The sequence below is a fragment of the Sphaerisporangium sp. NPDC049002 genome, assembly GCF_040649355.1.
Taxonomy (GTDB): domain Bacteria; phylum Actinomycetota; class Actinomycetes; order Streptosporangiales; family Streptosporangiaceae; genus Sphaerisporangium.
On sequence record NZ_JBEZFH010000014.1, the window covers coordinates 16987 to 33917 of the forward strand.

The 16931-nt window shown below is 70.6% G+C and carries 16 protein-coding genes; 8 read left to right on the top strand and 8 right to left on the bottom strand.

What is annotated here, in order from left to right; translation table 11 throughout:
- Positions 1-4 precede the first annotated feature (4 nt).
- Entirely contained in the window at positions 5-1330 is a 1326-nt protein-coding gene (locus AB0B89_RS05440) for a GH1 family beta-glucosidase (RefSeq protein WP_358548500.1), read from the bottom strand.
- A gap of 70 nt (positions 1331-1400) precedes the next feature.
- Here AB0B89_RS05440 and AB0B89_RS05445 point away from each other — a divergent pair, with 70 nt between their 5' ends.
- Entirely contained in the window at positions 1401-2057 is a 657-nt protein-coding gene (locus tag AB0B89_RS05445; protein WP_358548503.1) for a TetR/AcrR family transcriptional regulator, read from the top strand.
- A gap of 33 nt (positions 2058-2090) precedes the next feature.
- On the opposite strand, the gene AB0B89_RS05450 is transcribed toward AB0B89_RS05445, so the two are convergent.
- Positions 2091-2294, bottom strand: coding sequence for a hypothetical protein (locus AB0B89_RS05450; RefSeq protein ID WP_358548505.1), 204 nt, complete (start codon positions 2292-2294; stop codon positions 2091-2093).
- Between the two features lie 81 nt (positions 2295-2375).
- Between AB0B89_RS05450 and AB0B89_RS05455 the strand changes: the two genes are divergently transcribed.
- A complete protein-coding gene (locus AB0B89_RS05455; protein ID WP_358548507.1) occupies positions 2376-2789 on the top strand; it encodes a MerR family transcriptional regulator in 414 nt (137 codons plus the stop codon).
- 68 nt (positions 2790-2857) lie between these two features.
- Here AB0B89_RS05455 and AB0B89_RS05460 read toward each other — a convergent pair whose 3' ends face one another.
- Complete coding sequence (locus AB0B89_RS05460) at positions 2858-4849, bottom strand: ABC transporter ATP-binding protein (RefSeq protein ID WP_358548509.1); 1992 nt, start codon at positions 4847-4849, stop codon at positions 2858-2860.
- A gap of 124 nt (positions 4850-4973) precedes the next feature.
- Positions 4974-5117, bottom strand: a complete 144-nt coding sequence (locus AB0B89_RS05465) for a hypothetical protein (RefSeq protein WP_358548512.1) — start codon at positions 5115-5117, stop codon at positions 4974-4976.
- A 723-nt stretch (positions 5118-5840) separates the two neighbouring features.
- On the opposite strand from AB0B89_RS05465, the gene AB0B89_RS05470 reads away from it, so the two are divergent.
- The 5 genes from AB0B89_RS05470 (at position 5841) to AB0B89_RS05490 (ending at position 12249) form a co-directional block, all read left to right on the top strand.
- Positions 5841-7718: a LuxR C-terminal-related transcriptional regulator gene (locus tag AB0B89_RS05470; RefSeq protein WP_358548514.1), complete on the top strand. Its 1878-nt coding sequence runs from the start codon at positions 5841-5843 to the stop codon at positions 7716-7718.
- Positions 7719-8186: 468 nt separating this feature from the next.
- Positions 8187-8975, top strand: coding sequence for an AMP-binding protein (locus AB0B89_RS05475; RefSeq protein ID WP_358548516.1), 789 nt, complete (start codon positions 8187-8189; stop codon positions 8973-8975).
- 163 nt (positions 8976-9138) lie between these two features.
- The gene (locus AB0B89_RS05480; protein WP_358548518.1) at positions 9139-10428 is read left to right on the top strand and encodes an extracellular solute-binding protein; all 1290 of its coding nucleotides are present in this window, start codon (positions 9139-9141) and stop codon (positions 10426-10428) included.
- A gap of 61 nt (positions 10429-10489) precedes the next feature.
- On the top strand, positions 10490-11377 hold the full coding sequence (locus tag AB0B89_RS05485; protein ID WP_358548520.1) for a sugar ABC transporter permease: 888 nt from the start codon (positions 10490-10492) through the stop codon (positions 11375-11377).
- Complete coding sequence (locus tag AB0B89_RS05490) at positions 11374-12249, top strand: carbohydrate ABC transporter permease (RefSeq protein ID WP_358548522.1); 876 nt, start codon at positions 11374-11376, stop codon at positions 12247-12249. The genes AB0B89_RS05485 and AB0B89_RS05490 overlap by 4 nt, the downstream gene beginning before the upstream one ends.
- Positions 12250-12314: 65 nt before the next feature.
- Here the strand turns inward: AB0B89_RS05490 and AB0B89_RS05495 are convergent, their stop codons facing one another.
- Positions 12315-13307 carry a DUF5937 family protein gene (locus AB0B89_RS05495; protein WP_358548524.1) on the bottom strand — a complete coding sequence of 331 codons (993 nt, stop codon included), beginning with the start codon at positions 13305-13307 and terminating at the stop codon, positions 12315-12317.
- A gap of 85 nt (positions 13308-13392) precedes the next feature.
- Between AB0B89_RS05495 and AB0B89_RS05500 the strand changes: the two genes are divergently transcribed.
- Positions 13393-14730, top strand: coding sequence for an MFS transporter (locus AB0B89_RS05500; protein WP_358548527.1), 1338 nt, complete (start codon positions 13393-13395; stop codon positions 14728-14730).
- A 37-nt stretch (positions 14731-14767) separates the two neighbouring features.
- Here the strand turns inward: AB0B89_RS05500 and AB0B89_RS05505 are convergent, their stop codons facing one another.
- The 3 genes from AB0B89_RS05505 to AB0B89_RS05515 all read right to left on the bottom strand — a co-directional run bounded on the left by AB0B89_RS05505 (position 14768) and on the right by AB0B89_RS05515 (position 16914).
- Entirely contained in the window at positions 14768-15739 is a 972-nt protein-coding gene (locus tag AB0B89_RS05505; protein ID WP_358548529.1) for a zinc-binding dehydrogenase, read from the bottom strand.
- A gap of 178 nt (positions 15740-15917) precedes the next feature.
- The gene (locus tag AB0B89_RS05510) at positions 15918-16436 is read right to left on the bottom strand and encodes a hypothetical protein (protein WP_358548532.1); all 519 of its coding nucleotides are present in this window, start codon (positions 16434-16436) and stop codon (positions 15918-15920) included.
- 91 nt (positions 16437-16527) lie between these two features.
- Positions 16528-16914: an ATP-binding protein gene (locus tag AB0B89_RS05515; protein ID WP_358548535.1), complete on the bottom strand. Its 387-nt coding sequence runs from the start codon at positions 16912-16914 to the stop codon at positions 16528-16530.
- Positions 16915-16931: the final 17 nt, after the last annotated feature.

Below are 16931 nucleotides of genomic sequence, written 5' to 3' on the forward strand. Positions count from 1 at the left end.
CCGGTCACGGCCGGGGCCGGGCGGCGATGCGCTCCCTCAGCCAGTGGTACGACGCCTTGGGTGTGCGCTTCTGCGTGGCGAAGTCGACGTGGACCAGGCCGAACCTCTGGCCGAACCCCTCGGCCCACTCGAAGTTGTCCATCAGCGACCACACGTAGTACCCGCGCACGTCCACGCCCTCGGCGATGGCGGCGCCGACGGCGCCGATGTGCCCGTCGAGGAAGGCGATGCGCGCCTGGTCGTCCACCGTGCCGTCCTGGCCCGGCTCGTCCGCCTGCGAGCAGCCGTTCTCGGTGACGTACACCGGCGGCAGCGTGTCGCCGTACCGGTCCCTGAGCCCGACCAGCAGCTCGCGCAGGCCGTCGGGGACGACGGGCCAGCCGAAGGCCGTGGTGGGGTAGCCGGTGACGCCCGCGTCCTCGAATGGCAGCGGCGCGGGGTCCTGCCCCGGGGCGGGGGCGGCGATACGTGTGGGGTTGTAGTAGTTGACGCCGAGGCCGTCCAGGGGCTGGGCGATGATCTCCAGGTCGCCGTCCCGTACGGCGTCCAGCGTGGTCACCCCGTACGCCGACAAGTCCGGATATTTGCCGAGAAGGACGGGGTCGTTGAACAGCCTGTTGTGCAGGGTGTCGTAGGCATCGGCGGCGGCCAGGTCCTCCGCCGAGCCGGACGCGGGCCAGACGGGCGTGCAGTTGTTGGTGATGAGCACCCGCTCGGCTCCGTGCGCCCGCAGGGCCTGTACGGCGAGCCCGTGGCCGAGCAACTGGTGATGGGCGGCGGGCAGCGCGTCGAGGAACAGCGTCCTGCCCGGGGCGTGGGTGCCGAGGGCGTAGCCGAACACCATGTGGATGAACGGCTCGTTGAGCGTGATCCACATCGGGACCCGGTCGGCGAGGCGCTCCGCCAGGATCCCCGCGTAGTCCGCCAGGTAGAGGGAGGTGTCGCGGTTCAGCCAGCCGCCCCGGTCCTCCAGGGCCTGCGGCAGGTCCCAGTGGAAGATCGTGGCCGCAGGCACGATGCCCTTCGCGCACAGCTCGTCCACCAGCCGGTCGTAGAAGCCGAGCCCGGCCTCGTTGGGCTTCCCCCGTCCCTCGGGCTGGATCCGTGACCACGAGATCGAGAACCGGTAGGAGTTCACCCCCAGGGCGTCCATGAGCATGACATCCTCTGACCACCGGTTGTAATGGTCACACGCGACGTCTCCGGTGCGGCCGTCCCTGATCCGGCCGGGCTCGTGGGCGAAGGTGTCCCAAATGGACCTTCCCCTGCCGTCCTGCTCCACGGCGCCCTCGATCTGGTAGGACGCGGTGGCCGTACCCCAAAGGAACATGGTCGCCTCCGGTGATATGAGTGAAACTCATGTTAAGCCCAGGAAACCGATTCGGGAGGATGATGGGGGGATGACGAACGTCTCCGCAGGGACGCTCCGCCGCCGTCCCGCTCAGCGCCGCAGTGTCGAGCGGGTCGAGCGGATGCTGGACGAATGCGCCCGGCTCCTCGACGAGGTGGGGTACGACGCGCTGACCACCAAGGAAGTGGCCCGCAGGGCAGAGGTGCCGATTGGCACGTTCTACCAGTTCTTCCCCGACAAGCAGGGGCTCGTGCGGGCGCTCGCGCTGCGCAACCTCGACGCGTTCCTCGCCCGGCTCACCGCCCGGCTGGGCGCCGCCGGCGTCTCTGACTGGACCGACGCCGTCGACCTGGCGGTGGACGAGTTCGTGGCGATGAAGCGCACCACCCCGGGGTTCGCCATCGTCGACTTCGGCGAGGTGCTGCCGACCCCCGAGGGGCCACCGCTCAAGGGGACCAACCGCCTGCTGGACGCCGCGCTGGAGAACAACGTCATCGTCGCCGACCGGCTCCGCGCGCTCACCATCGAACTTCTGGGGGCGCCGACCGGCCCCGGTCTCGACCGCGCGCTGATCGTGGCCGTGGAGGCGGCCGACGCCGTGCTGAAGCTCGCCTTCCGGTCACATCCCGAGGGCGATCCCGACCTGATCGCCGAGTGCAGGCGGCTGGTCCGCCGCTACCTGGCCGACCACCTGCCCGAACTGTGAGGCGGCCCGCGCGGTGATCAGGCCAGGCGGTGATCAGGCCAGGGCGGGATCGTCGAGCCGGGCGCGCAGCGTCGAGCATCTCCTCGCCGACCTGCACGTGACCGCCTTCGGGGAGCCGCACGCCCGGCCGGGGGCGCAGGTGCCGCCCGCCTCGACGAAGCGGTCCAGGATCGCGAACGACGTCGCCTCGTCGACGGTCGTACCGAAGGGAATGGTCCCGAGTGCGATGTGTGTCATGCGGCACACCTTGCACGCTGGAGTGGGCTCCAGGTCAACACCCTTGACCTGGAGCCCACTCCAGGTGTCATGCTCGACGCCGTGAGCGTCTACACACCGGGACAGGCCGCCGAGGAGACAGGGTTCAGCCTGGACACCCTCCGTTACTACGAGCGCATCGGCCTCCTTGAGCCGGTCGAGCGGAACGCCGCCGGCCAGAGGCGGTTCAGCGACGAGGACCTCGGGTGGCTCGGCATGGTCAGGTGCCTGCGCGACACCGGGATGCCCATCGCCGAGATGCTGCGCTTCGCCAAGCTCGTCCGCAAGGGGGACGACACCATCAACGACCGCGTCACGCTGCTGGAGGCGCATGACCGCGAGGTCGAGGCGCAGATCGCCCAGCTCCGGGAGAAGCAGGCGGCCCTCCGGCGCAAGATCGGTTACTACCGCGACGTGCTGGCCCTCTCCGAGACGCCGTCCCCGTGCGAACGCGTCGAGGAACCCCAGCCGGGCTGATCGGCCCCGCGCCGAGGGCGCTCTCCCGCACCCATGGTCCCTCCGCCGGGTGGCGGGGGGCTGCGCGCTCATGGCCAAGGTGACGCTGATCCAGGCCCTCCGCTGCGAGGCCCGCCGGCGTTCGCGCTGTAGGCGCTGGCCTGGAGGTTGTAGAGGTCGGCGTAGATGCCGTCGTGGACCATGAGCTGGTCGTGGGTGCCCTGCTCCACCACCTCGCCGTGGTCGAGGACGTAGATGCGATCGGCGTAGCGCACGCTCGCCAGACGATGGGTGATGAGCAGGACGGTGCGGCCGTCGGCGTGCCTGCGGATGCGCTCGAACAGCGAGTGCTCGGCGCGGGCGTCCAGCGCGGCCGTCGGCTCGTCGCAGATCAGCAGCGGCGCGTCGCGGTAGAAGCCCCGGGCCACGGCGATGCGCTGCCACTGGCCGCCCGAGGGCTCGTGCCCGTCCTTGAAACGGCGGTCGAGCAGGGTGCGGTAGCCGTGCGGCAGCTCGGCGACCACCTGGTCGGCCCCCGCGACCTCGGCCGAGGAGATCAACGCCTCCTCGCCCTTCTCAAGGCCCATGGCGATGTTGTCCTTCGCCGTCAGCGGCCAGCGGGTGTGGTCTTGGGCGATGACGGCGATGTGCCGGCGGAGCTCCTCCTGGTCGACGTCCGCGATGTCGACGTCGTCCCACCGGACGTGCCCGCTCCCGGGGTCGTACAGCCCGGCGAGGATCTTCGACAGGGTGGTCTTGCCCGAGCCGTTCTCGCCCACGAGCGCGACCACCTCGCCCTTGTCGATGTGGATGGACACGTGGTCGAGGGCGGGCTCCTCCTTCCCCGGATAGTTGAAGGTCACATCGTCGACCGTGATCCGCTCGAAGGCCGAGGGCGCCCCGCGAGGCCGGGCCGGGCCCATGCGGTCGCGGGCCTGGGCGCAGAAGTCGAGGAAATCGGTGAAGTAGAGGCCCTCCTCGTACAGGTGGTTGGTGGCGTACATCAGGCTGGACAGGGAACTTTGACCCGACCGGATGGCGAGGACGGCGGTGCCCGCCACGGCCAGCGGGACCGCGCCGATCGCGAGCAGGACGCCGAGCGCGACGTAGACGACGGCGGTGCCGACGCCGCCGAGCGCCTCACCGACGATCCTCGCCAGGGTCTGCCGCCGGGCGAGGTCGACCACGACGTCCTGCTCGGCGCCCGCCACCGCGTCGTACAGCCGCATGAGGAAGCGCCGCATGGTGAACGAGCGGACCTCTGCCGCGGTCTCCCTGTCGGCCATGAGCTCGCTCAGGATCCACTTGCGCCGCCGGACCGGGATCAGGGAGAACATCGTGGTGTACCGCATGCGGGCCGCGCGGACGGCGGCCCAGGCGTCGGGGATGACGGCCAGCACGAGCAGGGGCAGCAGCACGGGATGCAGGATGCCGAGCACGCCGGCGGCGGCGCCGATGCCGATCAGCCCGGTGAGCAGGTCGATCGCCGAGTTGACCACGCTGTCGACCATGGAGACGCCGCGCATGCGGGCCCGCTGGAGCGAGTCGTGGAAGTCGGGGTCGTCGAAGCAGATCAGGTCGACGCGGCTGGTCAGGTCGTACAACTGCTTCTCGGCGATGCGGCCGACCTGTGGCTCCAGCCGGGACTGCGCCCACCCGGCCCCGGCCTGCAGGGTCGTGCGCAGGGTGGCGGCCACGCCGACGAGCAGCAGGCTGGGCAGCGCGGCCTTGACCCGGTCGGGAGTCGGGCCGGCGGAGAACAGGGCCTGCAGCACGCCCGTCGTGGCGAGCAGCCCGAAGGCGGTGAAGACGCCGCCCAGCAAGCTCAGGGAGATCGTCGCCACGGTGTCGCGCGGGCTCGCCTGCCAGGCCATGCGGACGGCGTGGCCGATGAGGGCGGGGAGCCTGCGCGCCACCGTGAGGAATCCAACGCCGGTCATCGTGACGATGTGGGCGTTCCAGTCGCTGAAGGTGACCTCGCCGAGATCGGCCGGCGCGTCATCGGCGGCGGAGGCGCCCGGTGGCGAGCCCTTGGGGGTGGAGTCGTCCGGGGAGGAGGTTTCCGGGGGGAGGTCGGCCATGCTCGCAGTGTGACCGGCGGCACCGACAGTTTAAAGCCGTCCTCGTAAAGGTGGGCATTTAAGTTGAAAGTGGCAATTACTTCGGTTGCTCCGCTTGTGCCCGGCGAAGCCGCTCATTACAGGGCTACCCGCGGCGAAAGGGCCTGGCCCAGTCGATCTTGCCGATCGAGGGCTCGGGAAGCTGCGCGGCAAGGCGCTCGGCCTCCTCGTGAAGGGCGGCGATGAGGAGGAGTTCGAGGCTCAGGTCTTCCAGGTCGGCGGTTTCCATCTGAGTCTCCCGACGTGAGGTGCCTTACCGGTCCGAAAGTCGTCCAGGAGGCCGGTGCTCGTGGAATCTTACCTTCCGTGACCGCGGATCGCAGCTTCAGCCTTTGTCGATCACTCTTCGTGCAGAACGGGCGGTCCGTAACGCTGATTTGAGGTGGAACATTTCCTCGGTCCCGGGACGGGCGGGGGAAGGAAAACGGGGGTTCGTTCTCGCGTCACCGTCGGTCTCCGTCGTTGCTCGTCCGATCTGCCCGCTGGAGCACACTTCACACGGGAACGTGCCAGGGCTCGTGTACGGCCCGCTCGGCGAGGCCGTCCATGCGGCGTGATCAGAGCAGAGTAGCCAATAAGATCACAAATACGGAAGGTCGAAAAACGAGAAAGTAGTTAACATTCTGTGGCCGCCGACCGGGATCGCGCCGCCGCCTTGACAGATCTGCTCCCGCGTAGACGAAGGGACTTGGGGCGCCTGGATGGGACAAAGTGCCCGGACGCATTCCCCGGCGACTTCAATCGCCCGCAGAAGTCTACAAAGAGTTCTGATTCTGTCGGCAGATTTGGCCGCCTCCACCAGGGGTGACGCGAATAGCGTCATCAGCCGAGCGCGCTCCGTTGTTTGATGGAACACTTACGCAATGGCCAGCCCCCCAGCCCCCCGAGGCGTATGACCGCCACCACCAACTTTCCGCCGGAGCCCACCAGTTTTGTGGGGCGACACTCCGATGTGGACGAGTTGGCGCACCTCCTCGCCGTGAGCCGCGTGGTGACGCTGTGCGGCGTCGGCGGCATCGGCAAGACCCGCCTCGCGCTGAGGGTCGGAGCCGAGGTGGCGTGGCGGTTCCCCGATGGCGTGCGGCTGGTGGAGCTCGCCGGCGCCGTCCAGCCGCACGAGATCGCCGCCTGTGTCGCCGTGGTGCTCCGCGTCTCGCCCAAGGGGTCGCAGCCGGTCGAGGACGCCCTGGTCGAGGCGATAGGCACCCGCCGCGTGCTCCTGGTCCTCGACGGGTGCGACTCCATGCCCGACGACTGCGCCCGGTTGTGCGGGCGGGTGCTGTCCGCCTGTCCCGAAGCCAGGATCCTCGCCACGAGCCGCCGGCCGCTCGGGCTCGCTCGCGAGACGGCCTGGCGGGTCCCCCCTCTGACGCTTCCCGAAGGCGGCGACGGCCGCTTTCCCGGTGACCTCGCGCCCTGTGAGGCCGTACGCCTCTTCTCCGACCGCGCGGCCGGGGCGTGGGCCGGGTACTCAAGGGTCCGTGACGGAGCCGCGGCCGTCGCGTCGCTGGTCCGCCGCCTCGGCGGCATCCCGCTCGCGATCGAGCTGGTGGCGGCCACGACCACGAAACTCGGCGTCGAAGAGGCGGTCGCGGGCATCAGCGGCCATTTCCGGGCGATGAGCCCGCCCGTCCGCGAGGGTTCGCTCTCGCGCGACCGCGTGCTGGCCGCCACCATCGACTGGAGCTACCACCTGCTCAGCGACCCCGAAAAGGCGCTGCTCCGGCGGGTCACCGTCTTCAGGGACGGATGGACGCCGCGCATGGCCGAGCGGGTCTGCGCGGGGGGCGGCCTCTGGATGGAGGACATGCCGGCGCACACGCGCGGCCTGATCTCCAGGTCGCTGGTGGTTCCCGGCGGCGAGATGGCGGGCGAGGCCCGCTACCGCCTGCTCCGCCCCATTCGTGACTACGCCGCCGAGCGGCTGAGCTCGGCAGGGGAGGAAGACCGCTTCCGGCGGCGTCACCGCGACTACGTCCACCAGGTCGCCGAGGAGTTCGACGCGGCGATCAGGCCGGGCCGCAAGGCGCCCTGGCCGGCGGATGAGCGCCTGTCGCGGCGGCTCGAAGGGTTGAGGCCCGACCTGGCAAGCGCCATCAGATGGTCGATCGAGACCGGCGACCCCGAGCCGGCGATCCGCCTGATCGTCAACCTGCGCTGGGTGGTGATCGGCGATGGGCCGTGCCAGTTCCAGGTCGGCGCGTGGCTGGAGCGCCTGCTCGCCACCGCCCCGCCGCACATGTCGGGCGCCCTGCGCGGGCGGGCTCTCGCCCTGCGAGGCACGCTCGCCCTGATGCAGGGGCGGCTGGACGAGGCGGGCGAGCACGCGGAGGCCGGGCTCGCGTCCTACCGCGCCGCCCAGGGGCCGGCGGGCGACGCGCTCGCCCTGATCCTGCTCGCCCTCCTCGACCAGCCGGTGGGGTCCGCCGAGCAGGGCGGCCCGGCGCGCCTGGCCGGGCCGGGCGCGCCGGTCGGCCTCGCCTCGCGGGGCCATGGGATGACGGTGGAGCAGGCGGTGGCGTACGCCCTGGAGATCACGGCCCAGGGCGATCGCCCTTCCGCGCCCGGCGCCCTTCCCCCCGCCACGCCCGGCGAGCCGCCCGCCTCCCTCGCCCCGGGAACCACCCTCACCGCGCGGGAGCAGGAGATCGCCCTGCTCATCGCCCAGGGGCTCAGCAACCGCGCGATCGCGGCCGAGCTGGTCATCAGCTCGGCGACCGTCGCCCGGCACGTGGCCAACATGCTGGCCAAGCTCGGCTTCTCCTCGCGCACCCAGGTGGCCGCCTGGATGGTCGAGTGGGGCGCCCACAGGTCGGGCGGGCGCGACTGACCGAAGGCCGGCGGGCGTGAGCCCTTACATAGGTGGGCGGGCTCCTGGTCACCTCCTGAATGCGCAGAGTGGACCATGGGCGAGGCCCGGTCTTCCGGCTTAAGTTGGTGGCCTGATCGGTCGGCGGCGGCCGTCCTCCGGTGACCCCGGGCAGGGGGCTCGTGGGAGCGGCGCGGACAGGCCGCCGGCCGGTCGCGCAGGAACGCCGCGTGTCCCGCGTGACGGGTGAGGTCACCTCGGAGGGGTGGAGACCGAGCCCGGGGGTGCGCGGCCCGCGAGCTCGGGTCACGGCGTCTCAGGACGCCGCCGGCCCGAGCTCGTCCCCGCGCGGCCCGTGGGTCGGTGATCGCCTCGCTGCGGCCGGGCTCCGGTCAGGGGGCATGTGTAGGGGTCCACGGCGCGGCTACACAGTTATCTACACACATTGGCGGATCCGGTAGAGACGCGGCAGCCCGTACCGTCGTCCAGATGACGCCCAGCACTTTCCCGGCGACCGCCACCGTGACCGGTGCCCTGCTCGGCAGGGCCGGCGAACGGGGTGACCGGCACGCCCTGGTCGACCTCGCCGGGGGAGCGGTCTACACCTACCAGCGGCTGGCGGCCACCGTGACGAGGGCGGCGGCCGGCCTGGTCAAGCGCGGAATGAAGGCGGGGCAGGTCTCCGGGGTCTACGTCCACACGGTGCCCGCGCAGATCATCGCCCTGCTCAGCGTGATCGCCGCCGGGGGAGTGGCCCTGCCCGTGAGCGTGAGCAGCGGCATCGCCGAGATGGCCGCGCTGTTCACCCACCACGACGTCCGCCTGCTGTTCACCACTCCCGAACTCGTGGAGGCGGCGGGCGAGGCGGCCGACACCTCGCGGGTACGGCAGATCGTGACGTTCGGCCCCACTCCGGACTCGGTCGACTTCGACGAACTGCTCGCCCTGGGCGACCTGCCCGAGCCGCAGCCGGTCCCCGCCACCGAGCCGGCCGTGGCGATGGCGCAAGGTGTGCTGAGCCACCGGGAGTTCCTCGCGGGCGTGCGCACGCTCGACCGTACGGCCGACCTCGTCGCGTCGGACGTCGTGCTGGTGGCCTGGCCGCTCGACGGCGGGTGCGACGTCCCCGTGCTGGTGAGCCTGGCTCTGATGCGCGGCGCGACGGTGGTCGCGGTCCCCGGCCTCACCCGCCCCCAGCTGCGGAGCATCGTCGACGACTTCGGAATCACACTCGCGGCCCTCGTCGACGGGGACCGCAAGGTGATCACCAGGCTTTGAGGATGGGGAGTTTTGCCCTATACGGAGACGTTATTTGCACACCCTTGACGATCTGCTGTGAGAAGTGGCTTGATTGCGTACTGACAACGTTGTCACCAACGGCCTGGTACACGGGGGCGGGCTTACGTGGACAGCCTCCATCGAACCTTGAAGGGACCAAAGAATGCGACGACGGTGGATGTCGGCCGTCGCGGTCACCGTGGCGGGCGTTCTCTCCCTCTCCGCCTGTGGCGGTGGTGGTGGCGCGAGCGACACCGGCGGCGGGCAGACGGCGAGGAAGCAGGTCGAGGTCTTTTCCTGGTGGACGGGCCCCGGCGAGGCCGACGGCCTGAAGGCCATGCGGGAGATCTTCGAGAAGCAGAACCCCAACCTGACGTTCTTCGACGCCGCCGTCGCGGGTGGCTCGGGTGACAAGGCGCGGGCGCTGCTCTCCAGCAAGCTCCAGGCCAACCAGCCGCCGGACACCTTCCAGGGGCACGCGGGCGCCGAGCTGCAGGGTTACATCAAGGGCGGCAAGCTCGAACCGCTGAACTCCCTCTACGACGAGCTCAAGCTCAAGGACGTCTTCCCGCAGCAACTGGTCGACCAGATCACCTACGAGGGCAACGTCTACTCGGTGCCGGTGAACATCCACCGCTCCAACGTCCTGTGGTTCAACCCGGGGGTCCTGAAGCACGCGGGCGTGGACGGGGCGCCGAAGACGATCGAGGAGTTCATCACCGACCTCCAGGCCGTCAAGAAGGCCGGGAAGATCCCGCTGTCGATCGGCTCGGAGTGGACGGCCGTCCACCTGCTGGAGAGCGTGCTGCTCGGCTCCCTCGGCACCGACGCCTACAACGCGCTGTGGGTCAAGGGCGCGGACTGGTCGGGCCCCGCCGTCACCAAGGCGCTCAACGACTTCGGCACGATCATGTCGTTCACCGGCGCTCCGCAGGACGACTGGCAGCCCGCCGCCAAGCAGGTCGCCGACGGCGCCGCCGCCTTCAACATCATGGGCGACTGGGCGTACGGCTACTTTCACAACCCCCCGGACGGCGGCCTCGGCAAGACGTCCAAGCAGGACTTCGACTGGGCGGCGTCGCCGGGCACCGACGGCACCTTCCTGTGGCTGTCCGACAGCTTCACCCTCCCGAAGGGCGCTCCGAACAAGGAGGGCGCGCTCGCGTGGCTCAAGGTCGCCGCGAGCAAGGAGGGCCAGGACGCCTTCAACCCCAAGAAGGGCTCCATCCCGGCTCGCAAGGACGCAGACAAGGCCCTCTACAAGGACTACCTGGAGTGGGACCTCGGCCAGTGGGCGAACGACAAGCTGGCGGGTTCGATCCAGCACGGCGTGGTCGCCAACGACGCCTGGAAGACGGCCATCACCGAGGCGGTCGGCCTGTTCCTGCAGAGCAAGGACCCGGTCAAGCTGCAGGCGGCGCTGGTCGAGGCCGCCAAGGCCAACAATCAGTGAGCTGATCTCGTAGCGGCCCGCGCCCGCGCGTGGCGGGCGCGGGCCTTCACTGGGGGTATGTGTGTCCCGCGTCAAGAGATGGCTGCCAGGGCTGCTCCTGGTGACGCCGTCGATCATCGCGATAGCGGTCTTCGTGTACGGAATGCTCGGCTGGAACTTCAAGCTGGCCATGACCGACCAGCACGACGAGATCTCCGAGGGGAAGTTCGTGGGCCTCACGAACTTCGTCTCCATCTGGGACCAGGAGCGCTGGGGCATCTCGGTCCGGCACGCGGTCGTCTTCACGCTGGTCTTCGTGGGTGGCGCGCTGGTCCTCGGCTGGCTCCTCGCCTTCCTCATGGAGAAGGGGATCAGGGGTGAGGGCGGCTTCCGGGCCATCTACCTGTTCCCCATGGCCATCTCCTTCGTCGCGACCGGAGTCGTGTGGCGCTGGCTGATGAACAGCGGGCAGGACGCCCAGGCGGTCGGGCTGAACCGGCTCTTCGACGGGCTCGGCCTCGGGTTCCTGCAGAACGAGTGGTACCGGGGCCAGGACTGGGGGATGGCCGCGATGGCCATCCCAGCGATCTGGCAGATGTCGGGATATGTCATGGCGCTGTACCTGGCCGGGTTCCGCGGCGTACCCGAGGAGCTGCGCGAGGCCGCGCGGGTGGACGGCTGCAAGGAGTGGCAGGTCTACCGGCACATCGTCTTCCCGTCCCTGCGGCCGGTCACCCTGTCCGCGCTGATCATCCTCGGGCACATCTCGCTCAAGGTCTTCGACCTGATCGTCTCGGTGTCCGGCAAGCAGATCATTACCGACGTGCCCGCCGTCTTCATGTGGGTCGCCGTGTTCGACGCCCACGACCCGGCGAAGGGCGCGACGATCGCCGCGTACATCGTGCTGACGGTCGCCGTCTTCGTGGTGCCGTACCTGGTCTGGAACGCCCGTAGGGAGAAGCGATCATGACCACGGCCGTCGAGGCCACGCCCAGGGCCGGGCACGAGGCTTCGCCCGTCGCCCGGCAGGCGCGCTGGCCGGTCTACGTGCGGTTTGTGCTGCTGATCGGCTTCGTCCTGGTCTTCCTGATCCCCATCTACGTGCTGCTGGTCACCAGCTTCAAGCCGCTGACCGAGGCGGACCCGAGCCAGGCCTGGAGCCTGCCGAAGATCTGGACGACCGAGGCCTGGCAGGTGGCGTGGGACAAGCTGAGGCCGGGCATCGCCAACAGCTTCCTGCTGGCGATCCCGGGGTCGATCATCTCGGCCGCGCTGGGCGCGATGAACGGGTTCGTCCTGTCCAAGTGGCGCTTCCCCGGTGCCGACCTGGTGTTCACGCTGTTCCTGTTCGGCATGTTCATCCCGTACCAGGGGGTGATGATCCCGCTCGTCCAGCTCATGGTGGACCTCGGCGTGTACGGGGGCATCCCCGGGCTGATCCTCGCCCACGTGGTCTACGGCATCCCGATCTGCACGCTGATCTTCCGCAACTACTACGTCACGATCCCCGACGAGCTGATGGAAGCGGCCCGGGTCGACGGCGCGGGGATGCTGCGGAGCTTCTGGTCGATCGTGATCCCGGTCTCCGGGCCCGCGTTCGCCGTCGTGATCATCTGGCAGTTCACCTCGATGTGGAACGACTTCCTGTTCGCGGTGTTCCTGACCGGCCCGACGTCGTGGCCGACGACCGTGATGCTCAACAACATCGCCGGCGCGCAGACCGTCCCGTACAGCCAGCAGATGGCCGCGGCGATCCTCGCCTCGATCCCGACCATGGTCGTCTACGTGCTGCTCGGACGGTTCTTCATGCGCGGCCTCATGGCGGGCGCGCTGAAGGGCTGACGCTCTTGTAGGGGCTGAGGGGCTGAGGGGCTGAGGGGCTGCCGCGCCGATCGCCGGACGACCGGTCAGCCGCCGTCGACCAGGGCGTCCCCGAGTGGCGTCCGGTGGTAGAGGACCGACCGGCCCACCCGGGTGCCGGTGATCAGCCCGGCCTCGCGCAGCGCGGCCACGTGGTCGCCGGTCCCGCCGACGCTCAGCTCCAGCAGCGCGGCGAGCTGGGTCGTGGTGGCCGGGGTCCGCAGCAGGATCGTCGCCCGCGTCTTCCCGATGAGCCGCGCGAGGCCCTTCGAGGGCCTGTCGTCCACGGCGATCCCCCGGGCGGGGTAGACGATCGCGTACGGCCACGCGTCCTCCAGGTAGACCCCCACTTTGCTCGGGTAGAAGACGCTCGGCACGAGGAGCAGCCCCCGGCCGCCGAGCCGGTGCGTCTCGCTCTCCCCTGACCCGGTCATGCGCACCTGGACATGACCTGACCCGCCGTCCGAACGCCAGCGGACCTGGGGGCTGAGGTCGTCGAGCGCCGCCGCCCACCCGTAGGTCGCGAGGCGTCCCGCGCGCCGCACGAGGTCGCGTTCGAGGATCGCGTGGAAGCGCGGCCAGTCAGGCTCGACGGTCTCCTTCCAGACGGCCTCCAGCACGTCCGCGAACACCTGGACCACGTCTGGCCGGTCGAGGACGGCCATGACCTCCGGAGGCGGTGCCTGCCTGCCGCGCAGGTTCCTGGCGATCTCGTCACGGGCCTGCGCGAGGGGCGTGGCGCGCATCGCCGTCAGCTCGTCCGCGAACGCGACGTTCACCCCGGAGGGGGGCGGGGCGATGAAGTCCGCGTTGTAGTCGCCAAGCCGGAACAGCGCCACAAGGGCCGCGAGACCGGGCATCTCCCGGAGCAGCCGTCCGTACCCCCGCCGCCTCCGCTCGGCCCACGGCCGGTGGACGCCTGCCTCCTGCATCCCCGACAGGATCCACAGGGCGTGCAGGGTTTCGATCAGCGGCGAGATGGCGAACCGGCTGGCCACGACATCCTGCGGGCTGACCTCGATGCGGATCAGCCGTGGCATGCGCTCACCTTTCGTCTATTTCCGAAAGCTTAGCCAGGCCCCCGGCCCCTCGCGCAGCATCGTCCCCGGAAGGGGGAGGTGGCCGTTGAGCGAGGGATCTGAGCGTCAGGCGAGGTTCGGTGAGGTGTTCGCCGTCCGGGAGTTCCGCGTGCTATTCGGCAGCTTCACGCTGCTGGTGGCGGGCGACACGGTGAAGATGCTCGCCTTCTCCGTGCTCGTGTACGGGCGCACGGGCTCGGCGGGACTGTCCGCGCTGGCCTATATGAGCGGTTTCCTGCCGTACGTCATCGGTGGGACCTTCCTGCTCTCGCTCGCCGACCGCCTGCGCCCCCGGCGATTGATGATCGCGGGCGAGCTCGCCCGCGCCGCCGTCTGCCTCGCCCTGGGGTTCGCGGGGCTGCCGGTCTGGGCGATGCTGCTCCTCGTCGTGGCCACCGGGGCGCTGAGCCCGGTCTTCGGGGCCGCGCGCACCGCGACGCTACCCGAACTGCTGCCGGGCGACGCGTTCGTCCTCGGCAGGTCCGTCCTGACGGTCACCTCGGCGGGGGCGCAGATCGGCGGCCTCGCGGTGGGCGGCGCCGTCCTCACGGTCGCCGGGCCGGGAGGAGCGCTGCTGATCACCGCGGCCCTGTCCGCCGCGGGCGCGCTCGTCCTGCGGCTCGGCCTGCCCGACCGCCCCGCGCGAGCGTCCCTGGTACGCGACGCCGGCCCGTCCGGAGCGCAGGCGCCGCGTGATCGCGTGTCGGCCAGGGAAGTCGTGCGGGCGAGGAACCCCGTGCGGGCGACGCTGCGGGTCAACCGGCTGCTCCTCGCCGACGGACGCGTCCGAGGGCTGCTGCTCGCGACGTGGGTGCCGATGATGTTCGTGGCCGGCGCCGAGGCCGTCGTGGTGCCCTACCTCAGCGAGCGCGGGGCGCCGTCCCAGGCCGGACTGGTCCTGGCCGCGTTCGCGGCGGGGATGGCGGTCGGGGACTTCGTCGTGGGCCGGTTCGCCGCCCCCGCGCGGCGCGAACGCCTGTCCTTCCCGCTCGCGCTGGCGGCCGGGGCGCCGATGATCGGGTTCGCCGTACGGCCCGGCCTTGCCTGGTGCCTCGCGCTCGCCGTGCTGACGGGGCTCTGCCTCGCATACAACCTCGGCCTTCAGCGCAGGTTCGTCGACTCCGTGCCCGAGGACGTGCGCGGCCAGGCGTTCGGCCTGCTGACCTCGGGACAGATGACGAGCCAGGGGACGGGGGCCGCGCTGGCCGGGCTGCTCGCCGAGATGGTCCCCGCGCACCTCGCCATCGCACTGACCGGAGTGGGCGGCGTCCTCGGCGCCCTCGCCCTCGTACGGCATCTGCGCCCGGAACGCCACCCCACCCATCCGGAGCCTCCCCACGCGCGGCCGGATTCCCTCCAGGCGGGCGCGGCTTCCGCCCCCTAGAGCAGCGGTGGGGCGGAGCCGGACCGGGCCAAGTGGGTCACACCAGCAGCAGGGTCTTTCCGATGACCTCGCGGGACTCGATCGCGGCGTGCGCGTCGGAGGCCCGGTCGAGGGGGAAGGTCTGGCCGATGACCGGCTTGACCCGCCCCGCGGCCGCCTCCGACAGCGCGCGCTCGGCCAGCCGCTTGTGCTCGCCGGGGGCGAACTGGACGTGCTGGATTCCGCGCAGGGTGATCTCGCGCCGCCGCGCCTCTTCGGGGTCGACCGGGCTGAAGCCGCCGCTGGGCGCGCCGTGCGCGGAGAACCGGCCCACACGCGCCGTGATCTCGAACGCGGCCAGGCCGGACTCGCCTCCGGCGCCGTCGAAGACCACGTCGGGACCCGCGCCACCGGTCGCCTCCCGCACCCGCTCGGCCCAGCCCGGTTCGGTGTAGTCGACCGCGATCTCGGCGCCCAGCTCACGGGCCAGGTCGAGCTTCCGCACACCGCGCGCGGCGGCGGCGACCCGCGCGCCGGCCGCGTGCGCGAGCTGGACGAGCAGGATCCCCATGCCGCCGGCCGCCGCCGTGACCAGCACCCACTCGCCCGGCTCGACCTCCGCGCTCTCGAACACGCCAAGGCCCGTCACCCCGTCGTGAAGCAGCCCGGCCGCCTCCGCCAGGCCCAGTCCCTCGGGCACCGGGATCAGCGCCTCCTCCGACACCACCGCCTGCTCGGCGTAGCCTCCGCCACCGCCCGTGCTCGCCACGACGCTGCGGCCGACCCAGCTTCCATCCACCCCCTCGCCGACGCTCAGCACCTGCCCGCCGACCGCGCCGCCCGGTACGTACGGCGGCTCATCGGGGAAGAAATCCCGTCCCCAGCCCATGCGGATCTGCGTCTCGACGAACAGGGTGTCGGCGACCGAGACGTCGATCACGACCTGTCCCGGCCCGGCGACCGGATCCGGCACCTCGACCGTCTCCAGAACCTCGGGCCCTCCGAAACGCGTCACCTGTGCCACCCGCATGCCACTCTCCTTGTACGACGATGACCGATCTCGTGGAGATCAGTCTTGAACCTCAACCAACGTTGAGGTCAAGTCGGCATGTCCTGACGAGCGTGCGGCGCGGAGACGACGAACCGCGCGAGCCGCGGCCGTCCGTCCGTCCGTCCGGCAGGAGGGTAGGTGGGTCCGGGAGGTCGGTTCACCTGGACCGGAGCCACTCGTCGGCCTTTCGGGGCGAGGCGAACCGTATGACCTGGAGCGGTTCGAAGCGGGGGTCGCGGGCGCGTCGCCCGATCTCCGCACGGCGGGCGGCGTGCTGGGACCACGCCCACCTCGCGGGATGCTCACGGCTGAGCCAGTCGGACCACGTTTCGACGTTCCCGCCGAAGATCCGCTCACGGCGCAGCGTCCGGAGCAACGACCGGCGCAGGATGCGAGGCATGATCACGGCTCGCGAATAGTCGAGCCAGACCACGGTGTCGGCACGCGTCCACAGCAGATCGCGGACCTCGGGGTACCCGAAGGAGTCGAAGACCCAGCCGGGGGTGGAAGCGATCTTCGCGATCTGCTGGTGAAAGTCGGGATTTGTCGCCCAGTCGGGACCGGCGAAGTGAAGGGAGTCCATCTCGTGGAACGGCAGCCGAAGCCGTGCCGACAGGGCCCGCGCCATGGTGGTCTTCCCTGCCCCGCTGATGCCCGCCACAAGAATCCGTTCCACCTGTGAAGGCTACGGAACGAGCGGCCGGGGCCGCGAACGTCTGACACCGTGATCGTTCTGTTTCGCTCCCTGCCCGTCGGTTCGTAGGTGATCACACTTTGACCTCGCACCAGACGGCCCGGCCGGTCCCGTCCTCGTCGACCCCCCAGCACTGGGAGAGCTCCTCGACGAGGAACAGACCGCGACCGCCCTCGCCGCAGAGGTCACCCGAGACGCGCGGCCGGGAGCCGGAACCGGCGTCCCTCACGATCACCCGGATGGCCTGATCGCATTCCAGCAGCGTGACGCTCACCGGCCCGCCGTCTCGCGAGTCCGAGTGCAGCACGGCATTGGTCGTCAACTCCGAAACCAGGAGCGTCACGTCGTCCAGGGCGGGGTGCCCCATGCCCAGCGTCCCCCGCACGAACGCCCGCACCCCCGCCACCGAGGACTCCGCCCCGACCAGCTCCAACGACCCCAATAGATTGTCCGTCGCCATTTCGTCCTCGTCTCGTC